Here is a 22,697-nt window from a genome sequence, read left to right as displayed (position 1 = left end):
TTGAGGTGCAGTGGAAATAGGACGGGTGGAACCGGCCGCGCCAGATTCGACTATAAGGTTGCCACCGGACCGAAGGGTGGCCTCGCTGCCGGTTCAGAGATCAGTGCATCCTGACAATACGTTAGGGGCTGTGTGGTGCTATCGGAAGATGGTGAACACAGGATTGGACATGGATTGTCGACTCCGGAGGCAAACTAGCAGTGCCGGGCCAAGATTTTCCGGGTGCGGCAGTTGCTCATGACGCAATGAGCGAATCGTGGGGTGGCTCCGGGGGAGTGCCACCGCTGCGGACTGCTTTTCCCGGTGATTTACCCCTTGTAGGAGGCGATCATCGACTGGATCTGCCGGTACTCCTTGGTCTTCTCATACTCCCGTACCTTCTCCACTGTGTCGAAGTACAGCTCCGAACTGAAAAGCACCAGACGGTCCATGTCGTCCCAGTCGTACTCGGGCTTCTCGACCTCTACGAAGGCCATGCCTTGGAGCATGTATGGCACGAGCGTTGGCGCCGGCGGAGCGGGATCGGTCAGCGACATCGACAGTGCTACGGGTTTGTTCCACCCGATACCTTCCAGATCCTCCGGATACGGGCTTAGGTCCATCACCACGTTGCGGACAACGAAAGGTCCGGTCTTGGACAGCGGCGACACCCCCTGGGTCGGGGCCAGGGTCGTCGCGGGCCGGGGCACCATCGGTCCGACCTTATCCCACACGTCGTAAATCTCAAGGAGAGCCATCTTTTTCCCGGCTTTGGTAACTGTAACTCGGCCCCATTGGTCCGGGACGACCTTCCAGTCGGCCGGGTGCTGAAAGCTGAAAGCCGCACCGGCCATCGTGCCCGAATGCGTGGTGAGAGGTTCGACAGCCGGCGCCGGTGCTGGTTGAGTGAACATCCCGCGGTACCAGATGGTCACGGTGTAGCCGTTGAAGTTCAAGACGGCATCCACAGTCGCGCCCAGGCCGCTGGCGAACGTCTGGATTCCGCCCCACAGCCAGGAGAACGTCTGCGCGACGGTGACAGCGAAGACGTCGTCCAGGCTTCCCTTGGCGAGTTTCATGAACACCTCCCCCGTGCATGACATGACTGTGGCCATGGCGTCGTTGAGGTATTTGGCCGCCTGGCTCTGTTCCTTCACCTGAGCGGTGGCCATGGACTGGAATCCGGCGGCGCAGTTGGCCGCGTCCATTGCCGTGTTGATGGCTCCCAAGGCCACTTCTCCTAGGACTTTCTTGTACACCATGGCGACCGTATCGGCGCCGAACAGAAGGGCGGTGGCCAGGTACGCGGCTGAGTTCGGCTGTAGGTTGACTCCGACGGTGCCCACTGTCCCGGCCGGGTCTACCCTGTATTCGATGGTCTCCCCGGGACCGATGATGTCGATCGTGTTGGACTTCTGCGACGGGGCGGTGATGTATTTCGTGAGACGGGGGAGCAACTGGCTGAAATCGGTGTCACGTGTGGCGATACTGAGTCCGGGGGAGCGTTCGGCCGCGACGGCGTAACCGCGGCCATTGTTGACTTTCAGGACGCTTGAACCGTCAGGGCTTTTACCGAGGCACCATTGAACGCGGCCGCCGCTGTCGCTGTTAACCACCACGTCGCCGGCCCGGGCTTCTGTTTCCCGGTCACACTTCGGCTGCTCCCCGTGACCGGCGGCCTTATAGATCCGGTCCATCGCGCCTCGGGATGAGTTGAGGAGCCAGTCCCAGCCGAGGGTGAACCAGTTCGAAAAATGCGTGGTGCGCACGACCAGGTCCCGCCCCGAGACTTCCGTGTCCAGAACATATTGCGGCTCATCATCCGGGTTTTCGGTGAAACCGACCAATGGCGCTGGCGTACCCTCGGTGACAGCATTCCGGAAGATCAGTGTTGCCGGCCCGGTCAGGGTGGCGCCGGTGAGCTCGATAGCCCACCCGTGCAGGTCTTCGGGAAGATCGACCGGTCGCACGCTAAGCAGACCGCTCCCGCCAAGGGACGACCCCGGAATGAAAACCTCCGGCGCGCCGTCGGTGCCAGGAAACACGACGTCCTTTCCCTGGGATACGGGCATGGATCCGCTGGCATCCGGCACGGCACTGGCGGCCCAGGGAGGCGACCACACTCCGGTCATGACCAGGACTACGGCCAGTGAGCACATGAGCGCAACAACTGACAGGGCTACCCCCAACGGCCTCTTCATGAGGACAGTCTCAGTCCCCGGCAGGCATCCGGGAAGCCATTCCCCAATATTTCCGGCCTACGTCATCTTCCTGGCCAGTCGCCGCCTCCATGTCAGAAGCGGAATCTTTAGCCGGCGGGCGGTCTGGATCCGGCTGGAGAATGCAGTGCAACCAGCGGCATGTGGAACGGTGGCCAAGACTAGGATTCGAACTGCCAGACCCGCTTCCCCTAGGCTCAGCAAGGTTCTGAGCGGCCCGGACATGTCACTCAGCGTGTGCTGCCGCGCAAGCCTGCCAGATTGCCTGGCGGGCTTTTACGGGGCTGAATACAGGAGGCTGAATTCATTCCTCCGGTTCGAGCGGCTTAGGCAACCTTGTCAAAAGTTCATGGTTGGGATCAAACATTCTCAGGGCATCTTCCAGCGCCGCGATCCTGCCTTCGTAGAACTGTCGGCGCATCATTTCGGCATTGTTCTCAAGGTGGGTGACGGCCGCCAGGTGCTGCGGGTTGACGCAGAGCCTCCGCCCGCATTTGTGGTGCACGCTTAGTGCGCCGAGCTCTTGTGTGAATGAACGTGCCGCTTCCCACGAGACCCTGTGGGCCAGACGGTTCGTAGGACCGCGGCCGATGAAGCCGTATCCCGACCGCTTGGCGCCAACCCACATCCAGCATCCGCCAGGATCTTCCTGATCGATCACACAGCGGGACCGGAGGATGTCCAGAACTGCGGGTCCATCGCATTTGATAATGGCCTGCCGCAATATCCCCAGGCGGTCATACCAGCCCGGAGTTCCGGTCCGGATGTAGTGGAGGTAAAACTCTTCCGCGGTTGTCATCGAGTAAATGGTCCTTCCATGTCATGGTCAGCCAAGGCACTAATTTCAATAACTCTGCTCGTCGATCGATATGTCATCACCGTCGGATCGTCGATCCTGACCTGCATCCGGAATATCGCGGGAAGCCCCACGGCGAGCCGGATAATCTCCTACACCTTGAGGGATTACCCGTCATTCCGCAGGACGCCCGAGCCAGCCTCCAAATGGTCCGCGCACGGTTCGACCGCCGCCGCAAAACGTATGAGCCGCCTCGCCAGCAAATCCCCGTGTTACAGGGCCCGGTTGCCGTCCGAATTCGGAAGGCACCCTGATGCGTTTCGGACACGTTGTCAATCATGGGAGCAGGCTAGCCGCCCGGTACGACACCCGACATCTGCCTGACCGCGAACCACTGAAGCCGCGGAGGCGCGCCAGAACACGATCGCCGAGAAGTCCTTTTGCGGTGTGCCGAACCTAACGCCAGGGTCGCCCAGCCTCTGGCGTGATCGCTGACTCAGACGATCACCATCACTCGTCAGCTATGGATGTGAATTCTTCCTGGCAAACCAAGTACTGGGCAATATTGAGGACTTGCTCGACGACATCGGGGTTGTTCTCGAACCGCTGGGGCCGCATCAACGTATTCGCTTTCGGCACGCTTTCTGCTCTCGATTTCTGACACCGACAGTGAACGAACGACTGCCAACACGTGCAAGGCACAAGTAGAACGCGCGTTTGGATACCACTCTCCGTGGAGGGCCAGCCGCCAGTCGCCATCGACGAAGGCGACACGGTCGCCGTAGTGGACGGCAAAGCGCTCCGCCAGCCCCATGATCGTCAACGGAAACTCCGCAGCCTCAAGGATTCTTTCGCGGGATGCGTCTGGAACTTCGCTGATGGTGACATACGGGGACCAGCGGCTCATGCGTGTGTCCTTTCGTTTGGTGTCGGAATGATCATCGTAGGGGATGCGGTGCTGGTGTTTCGCCGGGCTGTCTGCCCGTCCAAATCTTGCTTGTACTGCTCCACGTCAGAACGGTAAATCCGGACGGCTCGGTCCAAACGGATAGACCTGAGTCTTCCGTGTCCGCTGCCACGCCATCGATAGGAGCGCACGGTCGATTCCGGTTTGCCCAGAAAGTCTGCAGCCTCCGCGGTCGTCATCGTGGCCTCGTGCAAGCTTTCAATAAGCGGTGCCAGCGGGTGGCTGATTGAGGTGACATTTTGCATAAACACAGTCTAAGCAACATGATGTTGCGTGTCAACATGATGTTGCTCCGGCTAGGATTCCCTCATGGCAACTCTTCGAAAATCCGAACCGGACCCGCGATTGTTGGACGCGGCCCGCGGCATCGTCGAGGGACCGCTGCTTGCGGCAATCCGATCGGTAGCCGAGGACGTAGGCCAAGAATTGGGCGTCTCAAAGCTGCTCGCGGCTGCGGCGATCGCGGATGTCATCGAAACCCGGGCTCTCCGGAGCCTTACGGAGGAATTGGTGCTGGACGCCGAGGACGCCGTCCATGAGGGCGGCCTCACCTCGGGGCGTGTGCAGCTCGCCAGCCTCCTTGGTACCACGAGGCAGGGCATTGAGCGCAGGTTTGCCCGGGCCAGGGCGTCGCGAAGGACTCAATCCGACGCCTAGATCCGACACCTCTTCCCTCCGTCACGCGGGGCCGGACGCCCGCGACCGTCGACGTTCATTGCTCGCCAAATAGACCGTGGAGAACGGCTAACTTTGCAGCTGTAACGCAACTGTTCACAGGGCATGACTCCACCACGCACCTTGATGTTGCACCGTTGGCGCCCGTCGGCTTTCAGCCGGCATAGGGGCTTCTGGAGGGCAGGCGGTGCTGTGATGTTGCACCGTTGGCGCCCGTCGGCTTTCAGCCGGCATAGGGGCTTCTGGAGGGCAGGCGGTGCTGTGATGTTGCACCGTTGGCGCCCGTCGGCTTTCAGCCGGCATAGGGGCTTCTGGAGGGCAGGCGGTGCTGTGATGTTGCACCGTTGGCGCCCGTCGGCTTTCAGCCGGCATAGGGGCTTCTGGAGGGCAGGCGGTGCTGTGATGTTGCACCGTTGGCGCCCGTCGGCTTTCAGCCGGCATAGGGGCTTCTGGAGGGCAGGCGGTGCTGTGATGTTGCACCGTTGGCGCCCGTCGGCTTTCAGCCGGCATAGGGGCTTCTGGAGGGCAGGCGGTGCTGTGATGTTGCACCGTTGGCGCCCGTCGGCTTTCAGCCGGCATAGGGGCTTCTGGAGGGCAGGTAGCGGTGTGCCGTTGCCGCTCGATTGCCCGTCGGCGATCTCACTGCATAGGAGAGGTTACCGGGGGCCGCCGACAACATGCCGTCGCCTGCTTCTCCGGTCATTCAATTGCAACGTCACGTCGCAAGCCCAATAGCACGGGGCGCGTTCCTCACCGAGGATCGAGCCCCCATCCCGAAAGGAAAGTATCAGCTTGAAGCGCAGATACGTATCAAACATCGAGATCGCCGAGGAGGCCCCTGGACGCCCTCGGACTTTCCTATAAGGCATACGGCGACGGAATCCTCTGCCAGTGCCCCGCGCACGACGACGCCACTCCTAGCTGCCACATCGTGCCCTCGGACAACTCCAGCACCAGAGTTGTTGTCAAGTGCTTTGCGGGATGCAGATGGGAGGACATCAAGGAGGCCCTGGAGGCCGCTTTGAACGATGAAGACGCTCCCGCTGCTGCCACGAGAAGGCAAGCCGCTGACAAGCAGTCTTCCCTGAATGGAAAAAGCACCGCCGGAAAGAAGCCGAAGATCGACCACGGCAGGCCGGTGGAACAGGCCCGCTACACCTTCTTCCTGGAGGACGGGTCTGTCGGCTTCACCAAGGTAAGGAATCATTTCCCGGACTCGCCCAAACCCGGGCACAAGTCCTTTTACTACAGCGCCAAAGACCAGGCCGCACTCAAGGCGCTGACATCCAGGGGAACGGTTCCTGTGTACAACCTGACGGACCTCAAACGGTGCATTGCTGCCGGAGAAGGGGCATACGCCGGCGAGGGCGAAAAGGACAGCGATACGGCGAAGAAAAACGGGCGGACGATGATCTGCGGTCACGCGGGGGCGGGACAGCGCCTGCCCGAAGAGTACGCCAAGCAGATCAGCGGCCTGAACCTTCTCACCATCGTCCCGGACATGGACGATCCGGGCTACGGGCACGCACTGAACTGGATGGCCCTCGCCAAAGAGGCTCGTGTTCCTTTCCGGGTTGTCCGAACCCCGCTCGAACACAAAGGCGCCGACCTGACGGACCACTTCGACGCACGACTCGGATGGGATGACCTCATTGATGTCACCGACGAGTTCTGCCGGCGCGCAGACCCCGAATGGACACCGCCGGCCCAGCCCGTCGTGACTCTCGCTGAGTGCGACAAAACCTACCGCAGGTGGATGAGTGATGAATTCGACCTGTCCGTCGTGCATGTCGCCCTGGCCGCCAGGGCCGCTCACGACCTGGACGGTGAACCGGTCTGGATCCTGGTTGTCGCCGGATCGGCTAGCGGCAAGACCGAGGCGATCCAGTCTCTGGCCGCCACGCCCAACTCCTTCACGGTCTCCGAGATCGCCTCGCCCGGGGCCCTGCTGTCCGGCACCAGCAATTCCGAAAAAACCAAAGATGCGTCTGGTGGCTTGCTCCGTCAGATCGGCGCCCAAGGAATACTGATCCTGAAAGACTTCACCACCATCTTGTCCATGAGCAGCGACCCCAGAGGTGCCGTGCTGGCAGCGCTGAGGGAGATCTACGACGGGTCGTGGACCCGGCTCGTTGGCACGGACGGCGGCAAGAACCTCAACTGGGCAGGGCGGGTCACTCTTGTCGGTGCTACTACGACCACCTATGACCGACATCACGCTGTCATCGCCTCCATGGGAGACCGCTTCGCGCTGATCCGGATGGATTCCCGTGTCCACCGCAAGCTCAAAGGCCTCCAGGCGCTGAAGAATACGGGGCACGAGAAGCAAATGCGAGAAGAGCTTGGACAGGCCGTCGCGGGGGTCATCGCAGGTATGAACAAATCCCCGGGCCCGCTGAATGACGATGAACTCGGCGTTCTCTTCGAAGCCGCGAACTACGTCACCCAGGCCAGAACTCCCGCCGAGCGGGACTTCAAGGGCGACCCGATCGAGGCCAACGATCCTGAATCGCCCACGCGTTTCGTGAAGATGTTGCAGCAGGTGGTCCTCGGCGGGATCGCTATCGGGATGGATCGGCGGAACGCATTGTTGCTCGGTCTCCGAGTCGCGCACGACAGCATCCCCCCGGTGCGCCGCCAAGTTCTGGAAGCGGTTCAAGCCAAGCGGTTCAGCAGCACCGTGGACGTAGTGGAGGCCACCCAGATTCCGCGCTCAACCATCGATCGGATGCTTCAGGAACTGGCGCTCCAGGGTCTGCTGCGAAAGAGCCAGGGATCCCGCTATGACGGGGCGGATGGCGGCCGCTGGCAGTACACGCTGGCCGAGGGCATCGACCCCGATGTCGTCAAAGCTGACGCTATTCCCGTGGAAAAATACCCGGAGATGTCAGAAGGGGGACAGGGGACTGCGTACGAATACGACGTGTCGGACAGCGATATTTACTTTCCTTCCGAGACTACTGAGATTTCCGGTTATTTTCCGGACGAGTGGTCCGACCCGGCACCGCAGGACTGCTCCCCGGAAGATTTCTCCCCGGAGGACTTCTGGCAGGAGGACTTCTGGCAGGAAGAACCCGCACGGACTGGCCGGGTCAAACTGGCAGAGGTGCCCGCGGTCACGGACATCGCGTCCGACTCCTGTGACGAGCACATGTTCGCCTCGTTCACTGACGTCCAGCTGTGCCCGGAATGCTCGGATCTCAACAGGAAAGCCGCCGCCTGAGAGGGCAGCCTCCTCAACGGTCAGCGCGGATCCATACCGGGCGGCACAAACGAGCGGTTCAGGGCCGTGGGGTCCTGAACCGCTTGTGTCGCATTTGGCGCCGGGAGAGCCGCCCTGCAGTTCTTCGCTTGCCGGGCCGGCTCAAGGAAGGGTTGGGCTTACATCCTGACCGATCCGGCTAAACACTGAATAACACGGTTCGGATCGCCTTCGTCCGGTAGGGTAAGGAATTCCGGTGTGCCCCCGCTAACTGCCTCCTGGAGGTGCAATATGGCTGAGTCATGGCTGTCCGCCGACGACATCGCCACCCACCTCGGCGTGGCGAAAGACACCATCTATGCGTGGATCTCCGAGAAGGGGATGCCAGCCCACAAGGTCGGGCGCCTCTGGAAGTTCCAGACCAGCGAAGTGGACGACTGGGTCCGCGGTGGCGGCGCCGATGCGTCAGGACCGGAACTCGGTCCCGGCTGATTGGGTGTCCCCTTCGAACTGCCTCGATGTCAACGTCGCCTGACCCACCGCCCCATTCCCGAAAGGAGACCCCTTTGACCACAAGCATCCACCCACACGATCGCTATGCGCTGTCGTTCACCAGCGGGGGGCTCCTGGTGCGCGAGGCAGACGTGATCGTCGCTGAGTACCCACGCTCGCGCGACTGGGTTGCGGTGCGGCAAGCGGTTACTGAGCAGAACCTCTTGCAGGCGCGTACGACTTCGTCGAGTGTTCGCGTGACGCGGGAGACGATCCAACGGCTGGGCGTTTTCAATGACTCGGAACTTGAACTCCTGGCAGAGTCGAGTCTCACCGAGCGCTGTCACTTGATGTGGGCCGCTGCATGCCGCCGCTACGAGCTGATTGGTGACTTTGCGGAAGAGGTCATTCGCGAACGGTTCCTCCTGATGAAGCCGACGCTCAGCACCGAGGACTTTGAGCGGTTTATTACCGGCAAGAGCTTGTGGCACCCCGAGCTTGACGAACTGAAGCCCTCAACGCGCGCCAAGCTCCGGCAGAGCGTCTTCCGGATGCTGCATGAGGCGGGCCCTCCGCAGCGAACAAGGCGTCATCATTCCGGCCATGCTCTCAGAACGAGTCCACAAAGCCCTTGCTGCACGCGGTCCGAGCGACATCCGATTCTTCCCCACCTCTCTGCCCCTGGAGCCGATGCGATGAGCACCACCAATCGAAGCCTCACGAGCGATGAAAAGCATGTCTACGAGGTGCTGCGCAGTGCGCGGTTTTTGAAGATGGAGGGCCTCTCCAAAGAGGTACCGTTCTTCATCTACCATTACCCGCCCGCGTGGGGGCGTGAAGTTGACGACTTCCGCGACCGTGTCATCACGAAACTCCGTAGCGACGACGGATTGAGCGTCGTGGAGATCAACCTCTATGACCTTGCCGTCCAGCTGCTCACGGAACGCGGGGTGTGGGATCGCGTCTTGGCATTGGAGCCGGACATGGACAAGGCCGAGTTCCGCGAAACGTTGCAGGGCATGCTCGACCCTCACGATCACCTCGCACCCGCGATCCGCACCCGGCTCGACGCAGAGCCGAGCGACATGGTCTTCCTCGCAGGCATCGGCGAGGTGTTCCCCTTCATCCGCACTCACACGATGTTGGAGAACCTGCAGAGCATCGTGACGGGTCGTCCCATGCTGGCATGGTTCCCGGGGACGTACGAATTCACTCAGGCCGGTGGTCACCAGCTGAGCGCGCTGAACCTCAACGCCCGCGACAGCTACTACCGGGCCAAGGACATTCTGGAACAGGAAGCGTAACCGTGACCACGATCAACGAAATCTTCACCAAGCCGATCAACCGGGCCATCGAGGGGGTCATCAAGGCTGATGACACCTCACACCTCGCCACCGAGGTCGAGGAGTACGTCCTCACGAACGAGGCCGCCAAGGGCCTCGAACACGTACTGGAGGCCTACACAAACTACACGAACGCCAACGGTGTCTGGATCTCCGGCTTCTTCGGCTCCGGTAAGTCACACCTGCTGAAGATGCTCGCGCATCTGCTCGGCGACGTCGACAGCCACGACTACCCTCGTGCGAAGGTCTCTGAGCAATTCCGTGGCAAGGCCGACGACGCGTTCTTGCCTGCGCTGATCGAAAAGGCTGACCGCATTGCCGCGAAGAGCCTGCTGTTCAACATCGACCAGAAAGCCACGCTGATCTCGAAGGATCAGAACGACGCTCTCCTCAAGGTGTTCGTGAAAATCTTCGATGAGTCCCGCGGTTACTACGGCAACCAGGGCCACATAGCCCGGTTTGAACGCGACCTCGACACCCGCGGACAGTTCGACGATTTCAAGGCTGCGTTCGAACGGATCGCCGGCATCCTCTGGACCCAGGGACGCGAGCAGGCTGCGCTCGAAGCCGGGCACATCGACATGGCCTTCGCTGAAGTCAACGGCACCGAGAGTCCCGGCATCATCCGCCAATACAGCACCAGCTATTCGGTCTCGATCGAGGACTTCGCCGGCGACGTCGCGGCCTGGCTGGACCAGCAACCCGACGGGTTCCGCCTGAACTTTTTCGTCGATGAGGTCGGCCAGTTCATCGGCACGAACACCCATCTGATGCTGAACCTCCAAACCATCGCCGAATCCCTGGCCACCAAGTGCAAGGGGAGGGCGTGGATCTTCGTCACCTCCCAGGAAGACATGGAGAAGGTCGGCGGTGACCGCACGAAGTCGCAGGCCAACGACTTTTCCAAGATTCAGGCCCGTTTCAAGAACCGGCTCAAACTCACCAGCCAGGACGTTGAAGAGGTCATTCGCAAACGTCTGCTCGACAAAACAAAGGCTGCGAAAACCGATGTAGCGGCCATCTACGCGACTGAGCACGCGAACTTCAAGACCCTCTTCGACTTCGTCGAGGGCCGCCACTACCCGAACTACCGTGACGAAGCCCATTTCGTCGGCGCGTACCCCTTCGTGAGCTACCAGTTCCCCCTGTTCCAGTCCGCGATCGAGGGCATCAGCGACCACAACATCTTTGAGGGGCGCAACAGCTCGGTCGGTGAGCGTTCCATGCTCGGTGTCGTCCAGGAAGTTGCCCGCACGCTGACCGACAAACCTCTCGGCCAGCTCGCCTCGTTCGACCAGATGTTTGAAGGCATCCGGGCCTCGCTGAAATCCGCGAACCAGCGCGCAATCAACGACGCGGAACGCAGCCCGTCGCTGCCGCCGCTCGCGATTCGCCTCCTCAAAGCCCTCTTCCTGGTCAAGTACGTGGATACCTTTAAGGCGACGCCGCGCAACCTCACCGTGCTGGTCTACGACCGTTTCGGCACCGACCTGACGCAGCTCGGCAAGGACGTCAACGAGGCCCTCGCCGCGCTGGAAGCGCAGACCTATATCCAGCGCAATGGCGACATCTACGACTACCTCACAAACGAAGAGCAGAAGATCGAGCAGGAGATCAAGAACGTCGACATCGACAGTTCCGAGGTCTCCAAGAAGCTCTCCGACCTGCTCACCGGCTCGGTCATCAAGGCGACCAAGGTCGTCTACGGCAAGAACGGCCAGAACTTCCCAGTCGGGTTCAAACTCGACGGGCAGGCGATGAGCAAGCAGCATGAGCTCGCCCTGCACTTCACCAGCCCCGAGACCGAATTCAGCCTGGAGCAGATCAAAGCCCACAGCGCCGGCCGCGATGAGCTGTGCGTTGTGCTGCCGTCAGAGACTGACCGGATCCTCGCCGACCTGCGGCTCCTGCTTAAAACCGAGAAGTACGTCAAGCGCGCCCAAGGAGCCAGCCGTACCCCGATCGAGCAGACAATCCTGCAAACCAAGGGCACACAGAACGCGGAGAGAGAAAAGGAGATAGTCGAACGCCTCCGCACCGCGGTCGGCCGCTCGACCCTGATTCACAACGCAGGCATCCTTGATGTCACTTCGACTGACGCGGTGACTCGCATAAACGACGGCTTCCAGAAGGTCATCGCGGCGACCTACACGAATCTCACCCTGCTGGGCGGCATGAGCTTCAATGAGCAGCAGCTGTCCACGTTCGTAAACCCGCCCGAGGGTGGCCTGTTCGGGGAGACCGCCAGCATCCTGGCAGTGCCCGGTGATGATGTCCTCGCGCATCTGGAGATGAGCGGTAAGCGCCACGTGCAGGTGACGATGAAGCATCTCATCGAAAAGTACACGGCCAAACCGTACGGCTGGGACCAGTGGTCGGTTGCGGCTGTGGTGGGCTACCTCGCCGGTGGATCAAAGATCGAGATCCAGCTCAACGGCAAGGTGCTCGCGCGCACCGAGATAACTCCGGCGCTGCGCAACACTCAGAGCTACCCGAACATGGTCATCGCCCTCCAGCGGGTATTCGACGCGAAGGTGGTAAATGCATTCCGGAAATTCGTCATCGAGTTCACCGACGACGGCGCGATCACCAAGGATCCGCTGGAGCTTGCACGCGCCGGCAAGGAGCATCTCGACGCGAAACTTGCCGAACTGGAAGCTCTCCGCACCGGATCCCGGTACCCGTTCATCGACCAGCTCGACGAGGCGCTCCGGATGCTCGCCGAACTGTGCAGCAACAAGGCCGAGTGGTTCGTCACCGACTTTGCCGGCGCCGACGCTCTTCTCGAGGCGAAAGACAATGTGATCGACCCGATCAAGGCGTTCCTGCACGGTGCCCAGCGCGGCATCTACGACACCGCCGCGGCGTTCATGCAAGCGAATCAGTCCAACATCGCCTACCTGCCTGCCAGCACCACGGACGCGATTACGTTCGCTCTAGACGACCCGCAGGTCTTCCGGGGCAGCAAGACTACCCAGTTGGGCGTTGCGGTCAAGGCCTTGCAGGACCAGCTCGGCGACCTGATTGAAGAGCAGCGCGCTGCCGCCACGGCGGACATCAAGGCACGCTGGGATCAGGTGCCCGCCAGCCAGGCATACAGGGACGCGACGGAGGCCGCACAGCATGCGGTGACACGCACGGCCCGGGACGTGCTCGACCGAGTCCAGCACGAAACTCAGATCCCCGCGATCAAGAATCTCGCCTCTCAGTTCGCAGACTCGATCTACCCGCAGATACTCGATGAGCTGGACGCGGCACGAGTTTTCCCGGTGTCGGAGCCGGTTCCCGGATCCGACGCGAGTTCTGAGCTGACACCGGTGGCCGCCCCGGTCAAGCAAAGCGTCTCGATCACGAAACTTGTGCTGCCCGGCGCAGGGCAGGTGCTCGAAACAGAGGCCGACGTCGACGGCTACCTCAATCAGCTCCGCACAACGCTGCTCGCGACCATCAGTGACAACAAGCGCATCACGCTCTAGGACGGCAACGATATGGACACTAAACCTCTGGAGCGCTTCGCCACGCAGGCACGCCGCGAACTCCTAGCAGCCGTCGACGCGCAGGCCACAGCCTTGCTCGCCCCAGGATCCGTTACCCGCACCGAGCGCGGCGAAGTGGTGAAGAAGCTCGAAGCCGAGATCGTCGCACATGGCCGCACCCACGTGATCGACAAGGTCGCATACACCTGGTTCAACCGCATCATCGCGCTGCGCTTCATGGACGCCCGCGGCTACAACGACGCCGGTGTCGTCTCGCCCACGCAGGGCCAGGCGCACGGCCAGCCAGAGATCCTCGCGGACGCCAAACGCGGCAGCCTCAATACCGACGTTGTAAGCAACAAGAACACGGCAGAAGCGATCATCGGGCTGCTTGACGGCACACGCCGCAGCACCAATGCCGAAGGCGAAGCCTACGCGCTGCTGTTGACCGAATACTGCCGCTACTGGTATAAGTCGATGCCCTACATGTTCGAACGTGCGGGTGACTACACTGAGCTGCTTGTACCCACCGGGTTACTCGCGGACGGTGCGATCCTGTCCCGGGCACGCGAGGTGCTCACAGATGATGTCTGCGACGACGTTGAAGTGATCGGCTGGCTCTACCAGTTCTACATCTCGGAGAGAAAACAAGAAATATTCGATAGCAAGGCCAAGCGGGGGGCTGCCGAGATCCCCGCAGCGACCCAGCTCTTCACGCCCCACTGGATCGTTCGCTACCTCGTCGAAAACTCCTTAGGGCGCTTGTGGATGCTCAACCGGCCTACCTCACGCCTTGTCGAGCAGATGGACTACTACATCGCCCCGGCCGATGAAGAGAACGACTTCCTGAAGATCGCTGGCCCCGAAGAGCTGAGTGTGATCGACCCGGCATGTGGGTCAGGGCACATACTTACGTACGCTTTCGACCTGCTCTACGCAATCTACGAAGAAGAGGGCTACGCGCCAGCGGACATCCCCGGTCTCATCCTCACTCGCAACCTCTATGGCACCGAGATCGACCCTCGAGCAGGGGCACTAGCTGCCTTCGCGCTGACGATGAAAGCGCGGGCCAAGCAGCGGACCTTCTTCAACAAGCAGGTCGAGCCGAACGTCTGCGTGATCGAACCGATCTGGTTCGGACCGGACGAACTTGAATTTCTCGTCACCAAGGACGGGGACCGCTACGCGGAGGAGGCGTTCTGGAACCAGTTCTGCTATGCCGACGCTCTGGGGGCGCTCGTTCAGTCAGATCCTGAGCGGACTAAGCATGCGGAAAGCGTGCTGGCAGCAATTGATAGTGGCAACGACATCATCCATGAGCGGACACTCGAACTGGCTCACAAAACTGTGGCACAGGCGAAAACCTTGAGCCGTCAGTACGCCGTGGCTGCGGCTAACCCACCCTACATGGGCAGTAAGAACCTAGACGCCCGTCTCGCTGACTTTCTTAAAGACGCATACCCGGAGGGAAAGCAAGACCTCTATGGATGTTTCGTCTTGCGTGCAATGAGCTTCGTCCTCGAAGGTGGCTTCGTTGCCAAGATTATTGGCGATACATGGATGTCGATCTTTAGTTTCCAGGAGCTGCGAACCCGCATTCTCGATGGCCACTCTTTTAACAGTTTTGTTCATTTGCGCGACGTCTCCAATCACCCAGACATCTTCGGAGCAAACGCCGCTTTCGTCCTTTCGATGACCAATTCTCCGGGGCGGCATGCACCTTTCATTCGTTTGACGCCGCTGAACGAACAAGAGAAGCGTCTTCGACTTATAAAGGCGATCAGCGACCTCGATTGTGAGTGGCGATTCACAGCGTCTTCCAACGACTTGGCCAAAGTGCCTGGTTCGCCGATTGCGTACTGGCTGTCAGAGAAGATGCGGTCGGCATTCAGCAGGGGTCGACCTCTGCGGGAGGTGGCAGAGCCCCGAAAAGGGATGGATACCGGCGACAACGCTCGTTATTTGCGCTGCTGGTGGGAAGTGTCACGCCGCGCAACTTCGCTGGACGACTTCAAGCCGGGATTCTGGTTGCCGTACAACAAGGGAGGTGGTTTTCGACGCTGGTACGGATACCGTGAGTATCTCGTTGATTGGCGGCGCGAGGGCTCCGAAATGCGAACCAGGAGTGGTGGCCGATACTTCGGCAGGGACGGATGGACATGGGGGACTGTCACATCCGGCGGCTTGTCTATGCGGTATACGCCGCAAGGGGCCGCTTTTGATAATGGAGGTTGCACTCTTTTCTCGGACGAGGACCTATCCAGTGCAGCTCTCGTCCTAAACTCCACGACTGCTGATGCAATCTTGGCTGCAATTGCACCCACTCTAAACTTTCAGCCGATAAACATCGGCGCTGTCCCCTTGGTGGTTTCAAATGAACTTCACGAATCTGCTCAGGGGCGCGTTGAGGCTCTCGTGCAGTCAGCGCGCACGGACTGGGATGACTTCGAAACTTCATGGGACTTCGAATCGCCATCGCTAATGAGAGTGGCTCAACCGAGCTTGGTCACTCGCTATAAAGAGTGGGCGGCTGATTGGAAAGCGCGTTCAGTCGACCAACAGATGATTGAAGCTGAAAACAACCGAGTCGTGGCGGATGGATATGAATTGGCGGGCGAGGTTCCGACAGACGTCCCAATTCATCGTGTATCGCTGACACGAAATGTTGAGTTCCGTTACGGGCCTGGGAAGACTTCTGCAGAGTATGAGTTGTTGGACCGTGCCGACAGCGCCGCGGAACTCATCTCCTATGCCGTTGGTTGCATGTTCGGCCGTTACAGCCTCGACGAGGCTGGCCTGATCCTCGCCGACCAAGGAGCAACGCTGCAGGACTACCTGGCGAGGATTCCGTCGCCGACATTCCGTCCCGATACCGACAACGTGGTCCCATTCGTCGATGATGGCTGGTTTGAGGACGACATTGTCGAGCGGTTCCGTCAGTTCCTGCGGGCAGCGTTCGGTACCGAGTACTTTGAGGAGAACTTGCGCTTCGTTGAGGAGTCGCTTGGAGTGAAGTCGCTCCGCGATTACTTCATCACGAGGGCAGGCAAGTCGAAGTTTTATGACGACCATGTGCAGCGGTACAAGAAGCGCCCGATCTACTGGATGTTCTCCAGCCCAAGGGGATCGTTCAACGCGCTGATCTACATGCACCGTTACAACCCGTCGACAGTCTCGACGGTGCTGAACGAGTACCTGCGGGAGTACCGGGCCAAGCTGGAGGTCGCGCTCACCAACGCCGAGCAGGCTGCTGCCGCCGGCTCCCCGAAGGACCAGAAGGAAGCCGATCGGCTGCGGAAGGTCCTCGCGGAGCTTCGTGACTACGAACACGACGTGCTCTACCCGTTGGCCACCCAGCAACTCACGATAGACCTTGACGAAGGTGTGAAGGTGAACTACCCCAAGTTCTACCCTGCGCTAAAGAAGATTGCCAGGCTAGAGGCGGCGGAGTGAACATGGCGTCTTCGATCTCAAACCACCTTGCTGCACGCTTCGAGCAGCACCGCCTGGTGGTGTGGCACGATCCCGAAGGCAGTTACGTAACCGACGTTAACGCTTACGCGCCGAACGGCGTGGTTGTGCTACTCGTCCAGAACGACGAGTTCTCAATCAAACATCGCGTGCTACGTGACGAGCCCAGCACAAAATTTCTGATATATCGCAGCGGTCCTGTGGCTGAAGGGCCGGGCAACTGGCTGCTCGATCTGGAACTCGCGTACGGTGTGTTCACTGCAGATCATCGTGCGCTCATACGGGCAGACCTCGGCCTCACGACGCCCGGATCCGAAGGACTTATTGCTGAGCACGGGACGTTTTTTGCCGACGCGAAGCTGGTTGCGAAGCTTAGGCCATTGCTGAGCACCAACGATGATCTCGCCAAGGTCCAGGCGAAGATGTGTGCGGTCGTCCTCGACCAGAAGGAACACACCTTCTCCGAGCTGATTCGTACGTTGCTGATACAGCATGCCGCGGGCTACAGCGCCGGCTACGAGGCGCTCGTGAAACAAGGGCTTGCCGACTTTCATTGGGCAGGGGCCGCGAGCATTTACGGTTACCACTCTGAGACGCCGAGCATGGCCGGTTTCGTGCTATGGATGTTCAAGCAAGCCCGGGGCGGGTTCGCGGTCACGACCTCGAACGCCGCGCGCAACATTGAGATCGACTTTCGTAGCTTCCGGAATGACCGTCAGAGCCTGGCCGCTCTAAAGAAGCTCGCGCTTCAGACTGAAATTGATTTGGACTACGTCGAGCATGCTAAGGACGCGTCGCTTGCTGAACTCGTGGCCACTGATATTTTCGACGGGGGTGAGAGAGAGATCATCCGCCGCTTGATCGACGGCATTGCCGCCCAGACGATCCAACCGAGTGACATTGCCGACATGATCCGCACCCGTCGCCGTGACAGCATTTGGTTTGACGACTACGCGACGCTTTATGCGGCGCTCGGCGCGGCGGCCGAGCTGATCCCGGCGATCCGTTCTGCACGGATGGACGTGTCGAGTTTCGATGATGGCTTCAGCCGTTACCGCGATGATCTCTTCCGCATCGACCAGCTCTACCGGCAGTACACGCTCGCGTCGCAGACCTCCGAGTTCACGCAGCCGTTGGAGGCGCTGAACGAGCAGGTGGAGAACGCCTACGTCACCGATTTCCTCTCCAAGCTCGGGATCAGCTGGCAACAACAGGTCGACCAGGTCGAGACGTGGACGTCGCTCGCGATTACCTCGCAGAGTTCTTTCTACCACCACTACATCGCCCCTCTGGTGCGGGGTGGACGCAAGAAGGCCGTCGTCGTCATCTCTGACGCGCTGCGCTACGAGGTCGCCGACGAACTGGCTTCCAGGATCCGCGGTGAGAACAAGTACGACGCTAAGATCGAGGCGATGCTCGGGGTATTGCCCAGTTACACCCAGCTAGGGATGGCGTCGCTGCTCCCGCACGAGACACTCGCGCATTCCGAAAACGGCGACCCCGTGCTCGTCGACGGCCGACCCTCCAACGGCACGGCGAACCGCTCCAAAATCCTTAGCTCCGTCGGCGGCACGGCAATCCAAGCCACCGAGTTCCTGAAGATGAAGCCTGCCGAGCGACGTGATCTCTACGCGGGGCATCAGGTGCTGTACGTCTATCACGACACCATCGACGCGACCGGTGACAAGGCGGTGTCGGAGCACCGCACGTTCAAGGCTGCGGCTGATGCGATCGATGAACTCGTCGACGTTGTTAAGAAGCTGGCGAGTGCGAACGCGACGAATATCTTCGTCACCGCGGACCACGGCTTTTTGTATCAGGAGTCGAAGCTCGCGCCGCAGTTCAACCTGACCGTGAAGCCGCAGGGCGATAAGGTCGTGGTCGAGAATCGCCGATATGTTCTCGGCCGCGGGTTGAAGGAAGACGATGCATTCCGCCGGTTCCTGCCCGAGCAGCTAGGACTATCGAGCGATCTGGAAGTGCAGATCCCAAACTCGATCTGCCGGATCGTCAAGCCGGGTGCCGGGTTCCAGTTTGTCCACGGGGGTGCGTCGCTGCAGGAGATCGTGGTGCCGGTCATCTCGATCAACAAGGGACGCTCCGACACCGTCGAGCCTGTGAACGTCGACATCCACCCGGAGTCCGACAAGATCACCACAGGCCAGATCGTGGTCAAGCTCTTCCAGCAGAGCGCGGTCACCGATCAGCGCACCGCGAGGAAGCTACGCGCAGGTCTCTACTTCGGTGATCAGCTGGTCTCCAACGAGTCCGAGTTGCTCTTTGACGCCGAAAGCGCCGAAGGGCGTGATCGGTTCCAGAGTGTCCGTCTGCTGCTGAGCAGGGACGCCGAGGTGGCCAACAACCAGAGCGTGGAGTTCCGGCTCTCCGAGCCGATCGGTGAAACCGGCGAGTGGAAGAAGTACAAGAGCGCGCCCTACATGCTCAAGCGCTCCTTCACCACGGACTTCGACTTCTAAGGAGCACTCTTGAGCGAGAACATCGACCTGACCCAGGTAGCGCCCATCGAGGACACCTTTGGCACCGAAACCTCCGAGGGCGGCGCGCCGAGCGAGCTGGATCGAAAGATCAACCGGTTCTTCCCCGGCGCGGTGGTGCGCAAAGACCTGGTAAAGGCCGTCAAGGGCAACGCCATTGTGCCCTCTTACGTGCTGGAGTACCTGCTCGGTCAGTACGCTGCCTCTGACGACGAAGCGACGATCCAGGCTGGCATCGACACAGTGCGCAAGATTCTGGCCGACCACTACGTGCACCGAAACGAGTCTGAGCTTGTAAAGTCCACCATCCGTGAGCGTGGCCGGCACAGAATCATCGACAAGGTGACCGCCACGCTCAACGAGAAGGATGATGTCTACCACGCCGAGTTCGCCAACCTCGGGATCAAAGGCGTGCTCGTCGAACCGGCGACGATCAAAGCCCACCCCAAATTGCTCGTGGGCGGTGTGTGGTGCATCTGCGACATCGAATACTTCTATAGCGACGACGCGCGTGTTGTCCCGTGGATTCTTGGGTCGATCAAGCCCATCCAACTGTCTAATTTCGACTTCGATGGGTACCTCACGGCACGGCGCGAGTTCAGCACCGAGGAGTGGACCGACCTGCTGGTCCAATCAATTGGATTCAGCCCGACGTTGTTCGGTCGGCGGGCCAAACTCATCCAGCTCGTTCGGCTCATCCCGTTCGTGGAGCGCAACTACAACCTCGTGGAGCTTGGCCCCAAGGGCACCGGAAAGTCACACATCTTCTCGGAGTTCTCGCCACACGGAATGCTCATCTCCGGCGGCGAAGTCACCGTACCCAAATTGTTCGTCAACAACGCCAACGGGCGCCTCGGCTTGGTCGGCTATTGGGATGTCGTCGCCTTCGATGAGTTCGCCGGAAAGAAAAAGCGCACCGACAGGGCGCTCGTTGACATCATGAAAAACTACATGGCGAATAAGTCCTTCTCCCGCGGCGTTGAGACGCTCGGCGCTGAGGCGTCAATGGTGTTCGTCGGCAACACCTCACACACCGTCCCATACATGCTCAAACACTCCGATCTGTTCGACGAGCTACCGGAGAGTTACCACGACTCGGCGTTCCTCGACCGGCTGCACCACTACATCCCGGGGTGGGAGGTGGACACTATCCGCGGGGAGATGTTCTCTGACGGATACGGGTTCGTCGTCGACTACATCGCCGAGGTGCTCAAGTCGATGCGCTCGACGGACTACTCAGACCGCTACCAACAGCACTTCACCTTGTCGCCGGACATCTCGACCCGCGACCGGGACGGCATCCATAAGACTTTCTCCGGCTTAATGAAGATCCTGTACCCGCACGGGGAGGCGTCCCCTGTCGAGATTGAGGAGATACTGCGGTTCGCGATCGAGGGACGCAAACGGGTCAAAGACCAGATTCTGCGCATCGATTCGACGATGGCCGACGTCAAATTCGGCTACCGCGACAAATCCGAGGTGTGGCACCCCGTTACTACTCTCGAAGAAGACGAGTTCGGCGCGTACTACCGCCGTGAGCGCCGCGGGGGCCCCATTGCGGAGGGCGGCTCCGGGTCGTCGGCAGCGGGCGGCACCGTAGATGCTCCACAACCCATTCCGGAGGGTATTCCACTGCCGGCTGCTGGGGTGCCGCTGTTTGAGGGGCACCGGGACTTCCAAGAGAACCAGCGGGGCGTCTCGTACACCACGATGCTCGTCCCGTATCTGCGCGGCGCCACCCAGATCACCATCACGGATCCGTACATCCGGCAGTTCCACCAGGCACGCAACCTCATGGAACTCATTGAAGGCATCGCCGCGGTTAAAGACGCTGCAGAAGAAGTCCATATCCAGCTCATCACCTCCGAGAGCTCAGAGGGCGACGACAAGCTGCGCAAGCAACTGGAACTCCTGCTGAAGATCAAGCAGGGGGCAGGTGTCGCCGGCATCAATCTCGACGTCACCTTCCAAAGCAGCATCCATGACCGGTCGATCGTTACCGACACCGGCTGGCGAATCCTGCTCGGCCGTGGACTGGACGTCTTCCAATTCGTCAACGGAGACGCTTTCGACCTCGCGACTAGGCTCCAAGAATACCGACAAGTCAAAGCGTTCGGCGTCACCTACATCCGGGAAAATTAGAGGCCGCAGGGCCAGCGTGCGTCGGCGCCCCCGGCGTCGTCACACCGGGGCGTTCTCCACGGTCCATCTGGTCCTGCCGGACCCAGTCGTGGGGGCCGCCCCCTCTGATGCCCAGTTCGGCCGCCGCAGGGCTGATGGGTTTGCCGGTGCGCACCAGGGCGACTGTCCGGTTGGTTGGGCCCCCCGTTAGCAGTCCAGCGTCTATGCGATAGCTAATTGGTTTTCTTGCGTCCAGTTTTCCCAGTAGCGTTTCGGCGTCATGCCGTCCAGGGATCCGTGGGGCCGTTCATGATTGTAGATAGCTTTCCATTCCTCGGCCAAATACTTGGCTTCGGCCATGGTGTCCATGATTTCTCCGGAGAGTTGTTCCCTTCTGAACTGGGCGTTGAATGATTCGATGAAGCCGTTCTGCCAGGGTGATCCCGGGTCGATGAACGCGGTATCCACGCCGGCGGTGTTGCACCAGTCGATCAGTGCTTCGGCGGTGAATTCGGGCCCGTTATCGCACCGGACGTAGGCCGGGGCGGTGCCGGTTTCGGCGATGATGTTCTCCAGCACCGCGACCATGTCGGCGGCCTTGAACGACCGGCGCGGGATGACGGCCAGCGCGGCGCGGGTGTATTCGTCGATGACGTTGAAGAACCGGATGTGCCGCCCGCAGGAGGTCACGTCGGACTGGAAGTCGAAGCTGACCACGTGCATCGGGTACTCGGCGGTGAGCCGCTTCTGTTCCCCGGCGCCGGGCCCAGTGCGGCGCTTCTTCCGCGCCTTGGGTTTGCAGGTGAGCCCTTTGTCGCGCCAGAGCCGGCGGACCCGCTTCCTGTTCAGCGCCACGCCTTCCCAGGCCGGCTGGGCCAGCAGGTGCCAGCGGGCCTTCCGCCAGCCCCACGCAGGGTGCTTGCCGGCGACAGCGCGCAGCTCCGTCCGCAGCTGCGCCTCCTCGAAACCCATGTCGGGTTTCTTCTTCCGAAAAGCGGACCGGTTCTGGCCAAGAAGCGCGCAGGCGAAGCGTTCTGATGCCCCGAACTTCTCCACCGCCATGCGCACGGCACGGCGGCGGGGTTCGGGGCTCAGAATTTTCCCCGCGCGACCTCGTTAAGGATGTCGATGGCCAGTTCCTTCTCCGCCAGCAGCCGCTTGAGCCGGGCATTCTCCTTCTCCAGCTCCTTGGTCCGCTTGGACGCCTCGGCGTTCTTCTCGGACCCGTACTGGTTCAGCCAGCAGTACCAGGTCGCCTCAGTGACCTGAAGTTCCTTGATGACCTCGACCATTGGGCATCCGTCGTTGAGCATTTTCTGGCCCTGCCGGACCTTAGCGATGACCTGCTCGGGGGTGTGTCTGCGTGCCATGATTCGTGAATTTCCTCCTGTGTCCATTCTCGGACACAAAACTCACACAAACACTGGACTCCTATCGGGGGACCCAACCACGGTCATCAAA

The 22,697-nt window shown here is 60.7% G+C and carries 13 protein-coding genes; 8 read left to right on the top strand and 5 right to left on the bottom strand.

The annotated features are described in order from the left end of the window. Nucleotides 1–308: 308 nt before the first annotated feature. The 4 genes from KY499_RS09365 to KY499_RS18765 form a co-directional block, all read right to left on the bottom strand. On the bottom strand, nt 309–2,180 hold the full coding sequence (locus KY499_RS09365) for a hypothetical protein (RefSeq protein WP_219885267.1): 1,872 nt from the start codon (nt 2,178–2,180) through the stop codon (nt 309–311). A 322-nt stretch (nt 2,181–2,502) separates the two neighbouring features. Then, complete coding sequence (locus KY499_RS09360) at nt 2,503–2,997, bottom strand: HNH endonuclease (RefSeq protein ID WP_219885266.1); 495 nt, start codon at nt 2,995–2,997, stop codon at nt 2,503–2,505. 514 nt (nt 2,998–3,511) lie between these two features. Continuing rightward, complete coding sequence (locus KY499_RS09355) at nt 3,512–3,901, bottom strand: hypothetical protein (protein ID WP_219885265.1); 390 nt, start codon at nt 3,899–3,901, stop codon at nt 3,512–3,514. Then, the gene (locus KY499_RS18765; protein ID WP_375141143.1) at nt 3,898–4,140 is read right to left on the bottom strand and encodes a helix-turn-helix domain-containing protein; all 243 of its coding nucleotides are present in this window, start codon (nt 4,138–4,140) and stop codon (nt 3,898–3,900) included. The genes KY499_RS09355 and KY499_RS18765 overlap by 4 nt, the downstream gene beginning before the upstream one ends. A gap of 130 nt (nt 4,141–4,270) precedes the next feature. Between KY499_RS18765 and KY499_RS09345 the strand changes: the two genes are divergently transcribed. The 8 genes from KY499_RS09345 (at nt 4,271) to brxL (ending at nt 21,257) form a co-directional block, all read left to right on the top strand. Continuing rightward, a complete protein-coding gene (locus KY499_RS09345) occupies nt 4,271–4,618 on the top strand; it encodes a hypothetical protein (RefSeq protein ID WP_219885263.1) in 348 nt (115 codons plus the stop codon). Nucleotides 4,619–5,657: 1,039 nt separating this feature from the next. Next, nucleotides 5,658–7,859, top strand: a complete 2,202-nt coding sequence (locus tag KY499_RS09340; RefSeq protein WP_219885262.1) for a hypothetical protein — start codon at nt 5,658–5,660, stop codon at nt 7,857–7,859. A 270-nt stretch (nt 7,860–8,129) separates the two neighbouring features. Further along, nucleotides 8,130–8,330, top strand: coding sequence for a helix-turn-helix domain-containing protein (locus KY499_RS09335; RefSeq protein WP_219885261.1), 201 nt, complete (start codon nt 8,130–8,132; stop codon nt 8,328–8,330). 74 nt (nt 8,331–8,404) lie between these two features. Next, nucleotides 8,405–9,634 carry a BrxA family protein gene (locus tag KY499_RS18200; RefSeq protein ID WP_258190684.1) on the top strand — a complete coding sequence of 410 codons (1,230 nt, stop codon included), beginning with the start codon at nt 8,405–8,407 and terminating at the stop codon, nt 9,632–9,634. Between the two features lie 2 nt (nt 9,635–9,636). Beyond that, nucleotides 9,637–13,149, top strand: a complete 3,513-nt coding sequence (gene brxC / locus KY499_RS09320; RefSeq protein WP_258190683.1) for a BREX system P-loop protein BrxC — start codon at nt 9,637–9,639, stop codon at nt 13,147–13,149. Nucleotides 13,150–13,161: 12 nt separating this feature from the next. Further along, nucleotides 13,162–16,602: a BREX-1 system adenine-specific DNA-methyltransferase PglX gene (gene pglX, locus KY499_RS09315; RefSeq protein WP_219885257.1), complete on the top strand. Its 3,441-nt coding sequence runs from the start codon at nt 13,162–13,164 to the stop codon at nt 16,600–16,602. Nucleotides 16,603–16,604: 2 nt separating this feature from the next. After that, nucleotides 16,605–19,097 (top strand): BREX-1 system phosphatase PglZ type A, encoded by a 2,493-nt coding sequence (pglZ, locus tag KY499_RS09310; RefSeq protein WP_258190682.1) that lies wholly within the window; start codon nt 16,605–16,607, stop codon nt 19,095–19,097. 45 nt (nt 19,098–19,142) lie between these two features. Continuing rightward, nucleotides 19,143–21,257 (top strand): BREX system Lon protease-like protein BrxL, encoded by a 2,115-nt coding sequence (gene brxL / locus KY499_RS09305; RefSeq protein ID WP_258191087.1) that lies wholly within the window; start codon nt 19,143–19,145, stop codon nt 21,255–21,257. Nucleotides 21,258–21,458: 201 nt separating this feature from the next. Here the strand turns inward: brxL and KY499_RS09300 are convergent. Then, a protein-coding gene (locus KY499_RS09300) for an IS3 family transposase (RefSeq protein WP_219885253.1) occupies nt 21,459–22,606 on the bottom strand; the annotation gives its coding sequence in 2 pieces (ribosomal slippage) (nt 21,459–22,342 and nt 22,342–22,606; 1,149 coding nt in all). Between the last annotated feature and the right edge of the window lie 91 nt (nt 22,607–22,697).

The organism is Arthrobacter sp. PAMC25284, from assembly GCF_019443425.1.
GTDB classification, from domain to species: domain Bacteria; phylum Actinomycetota; class Actinomycetes; order Actinomycetales; family Micrococcaceae; genus Arthrobacter; species Arthrobacter oryzae_A.
Note: the sequence above shows the minus strand (reverse complement) of the source record. Positions and strands in the feature narration are given on the sequence as shown.

Coding starts and splice junctions, on each gene's coding strand:
- KY499_RS09365 (WP_219885267.1), bottom strand. CDS start 2,180: ATGAAGAGGCCGTTGGGGGTAGCCCTGTCAGTTGTTGCGCTCATGTGC.
- KY499_RS09360 (WP_219885266.1), bottom strand. CDS start 2,997: ATGACAACCGCGGAAGAGTTTTACCTCCACTACATCCGGACCGGAACT.
- KY499_RS09355 (WP_219885265.1), bottom strand. CDS start 3,901: ATGAGCCGCTGGTCCCCGTATGTCACCATCAGCGAAGTTCCAGACGCA.
- KY499_RS18765 (WP_375141143.1), bottom strand. CDS start 4,140: ATGACGACCGCGGAGGCTGCAGACTTTCTGGGCAAACCGGAATCGACC.
- KY499_RS09345 (WP_219885263.1), top strand. CDS start 4,271: ATGGCAACTCTTCGAAAATCCGAACCGGACCCGCGATTGTTGGACGCG.
- KY499_RS09335 (WP_219885261.1), top strand. CDS start 8,130: ATGGCTGAGTCATGGCTGTCCGCCGACGACATCGCCACCCACCTCGGC.
- pglX (WP_219885257.1), top strand. CDS start 13,162: ATGGACACTAAACCTCTGGAGCGCTTCGCCACGCAGGCACGCCGCGAA.
- pglZ (WP_258190682.1), top strand. CDS start 16,605: ATGGCGTCTTCGATCTCAAACCACCTTGCTGCACGCTTCGAGCAGCAC.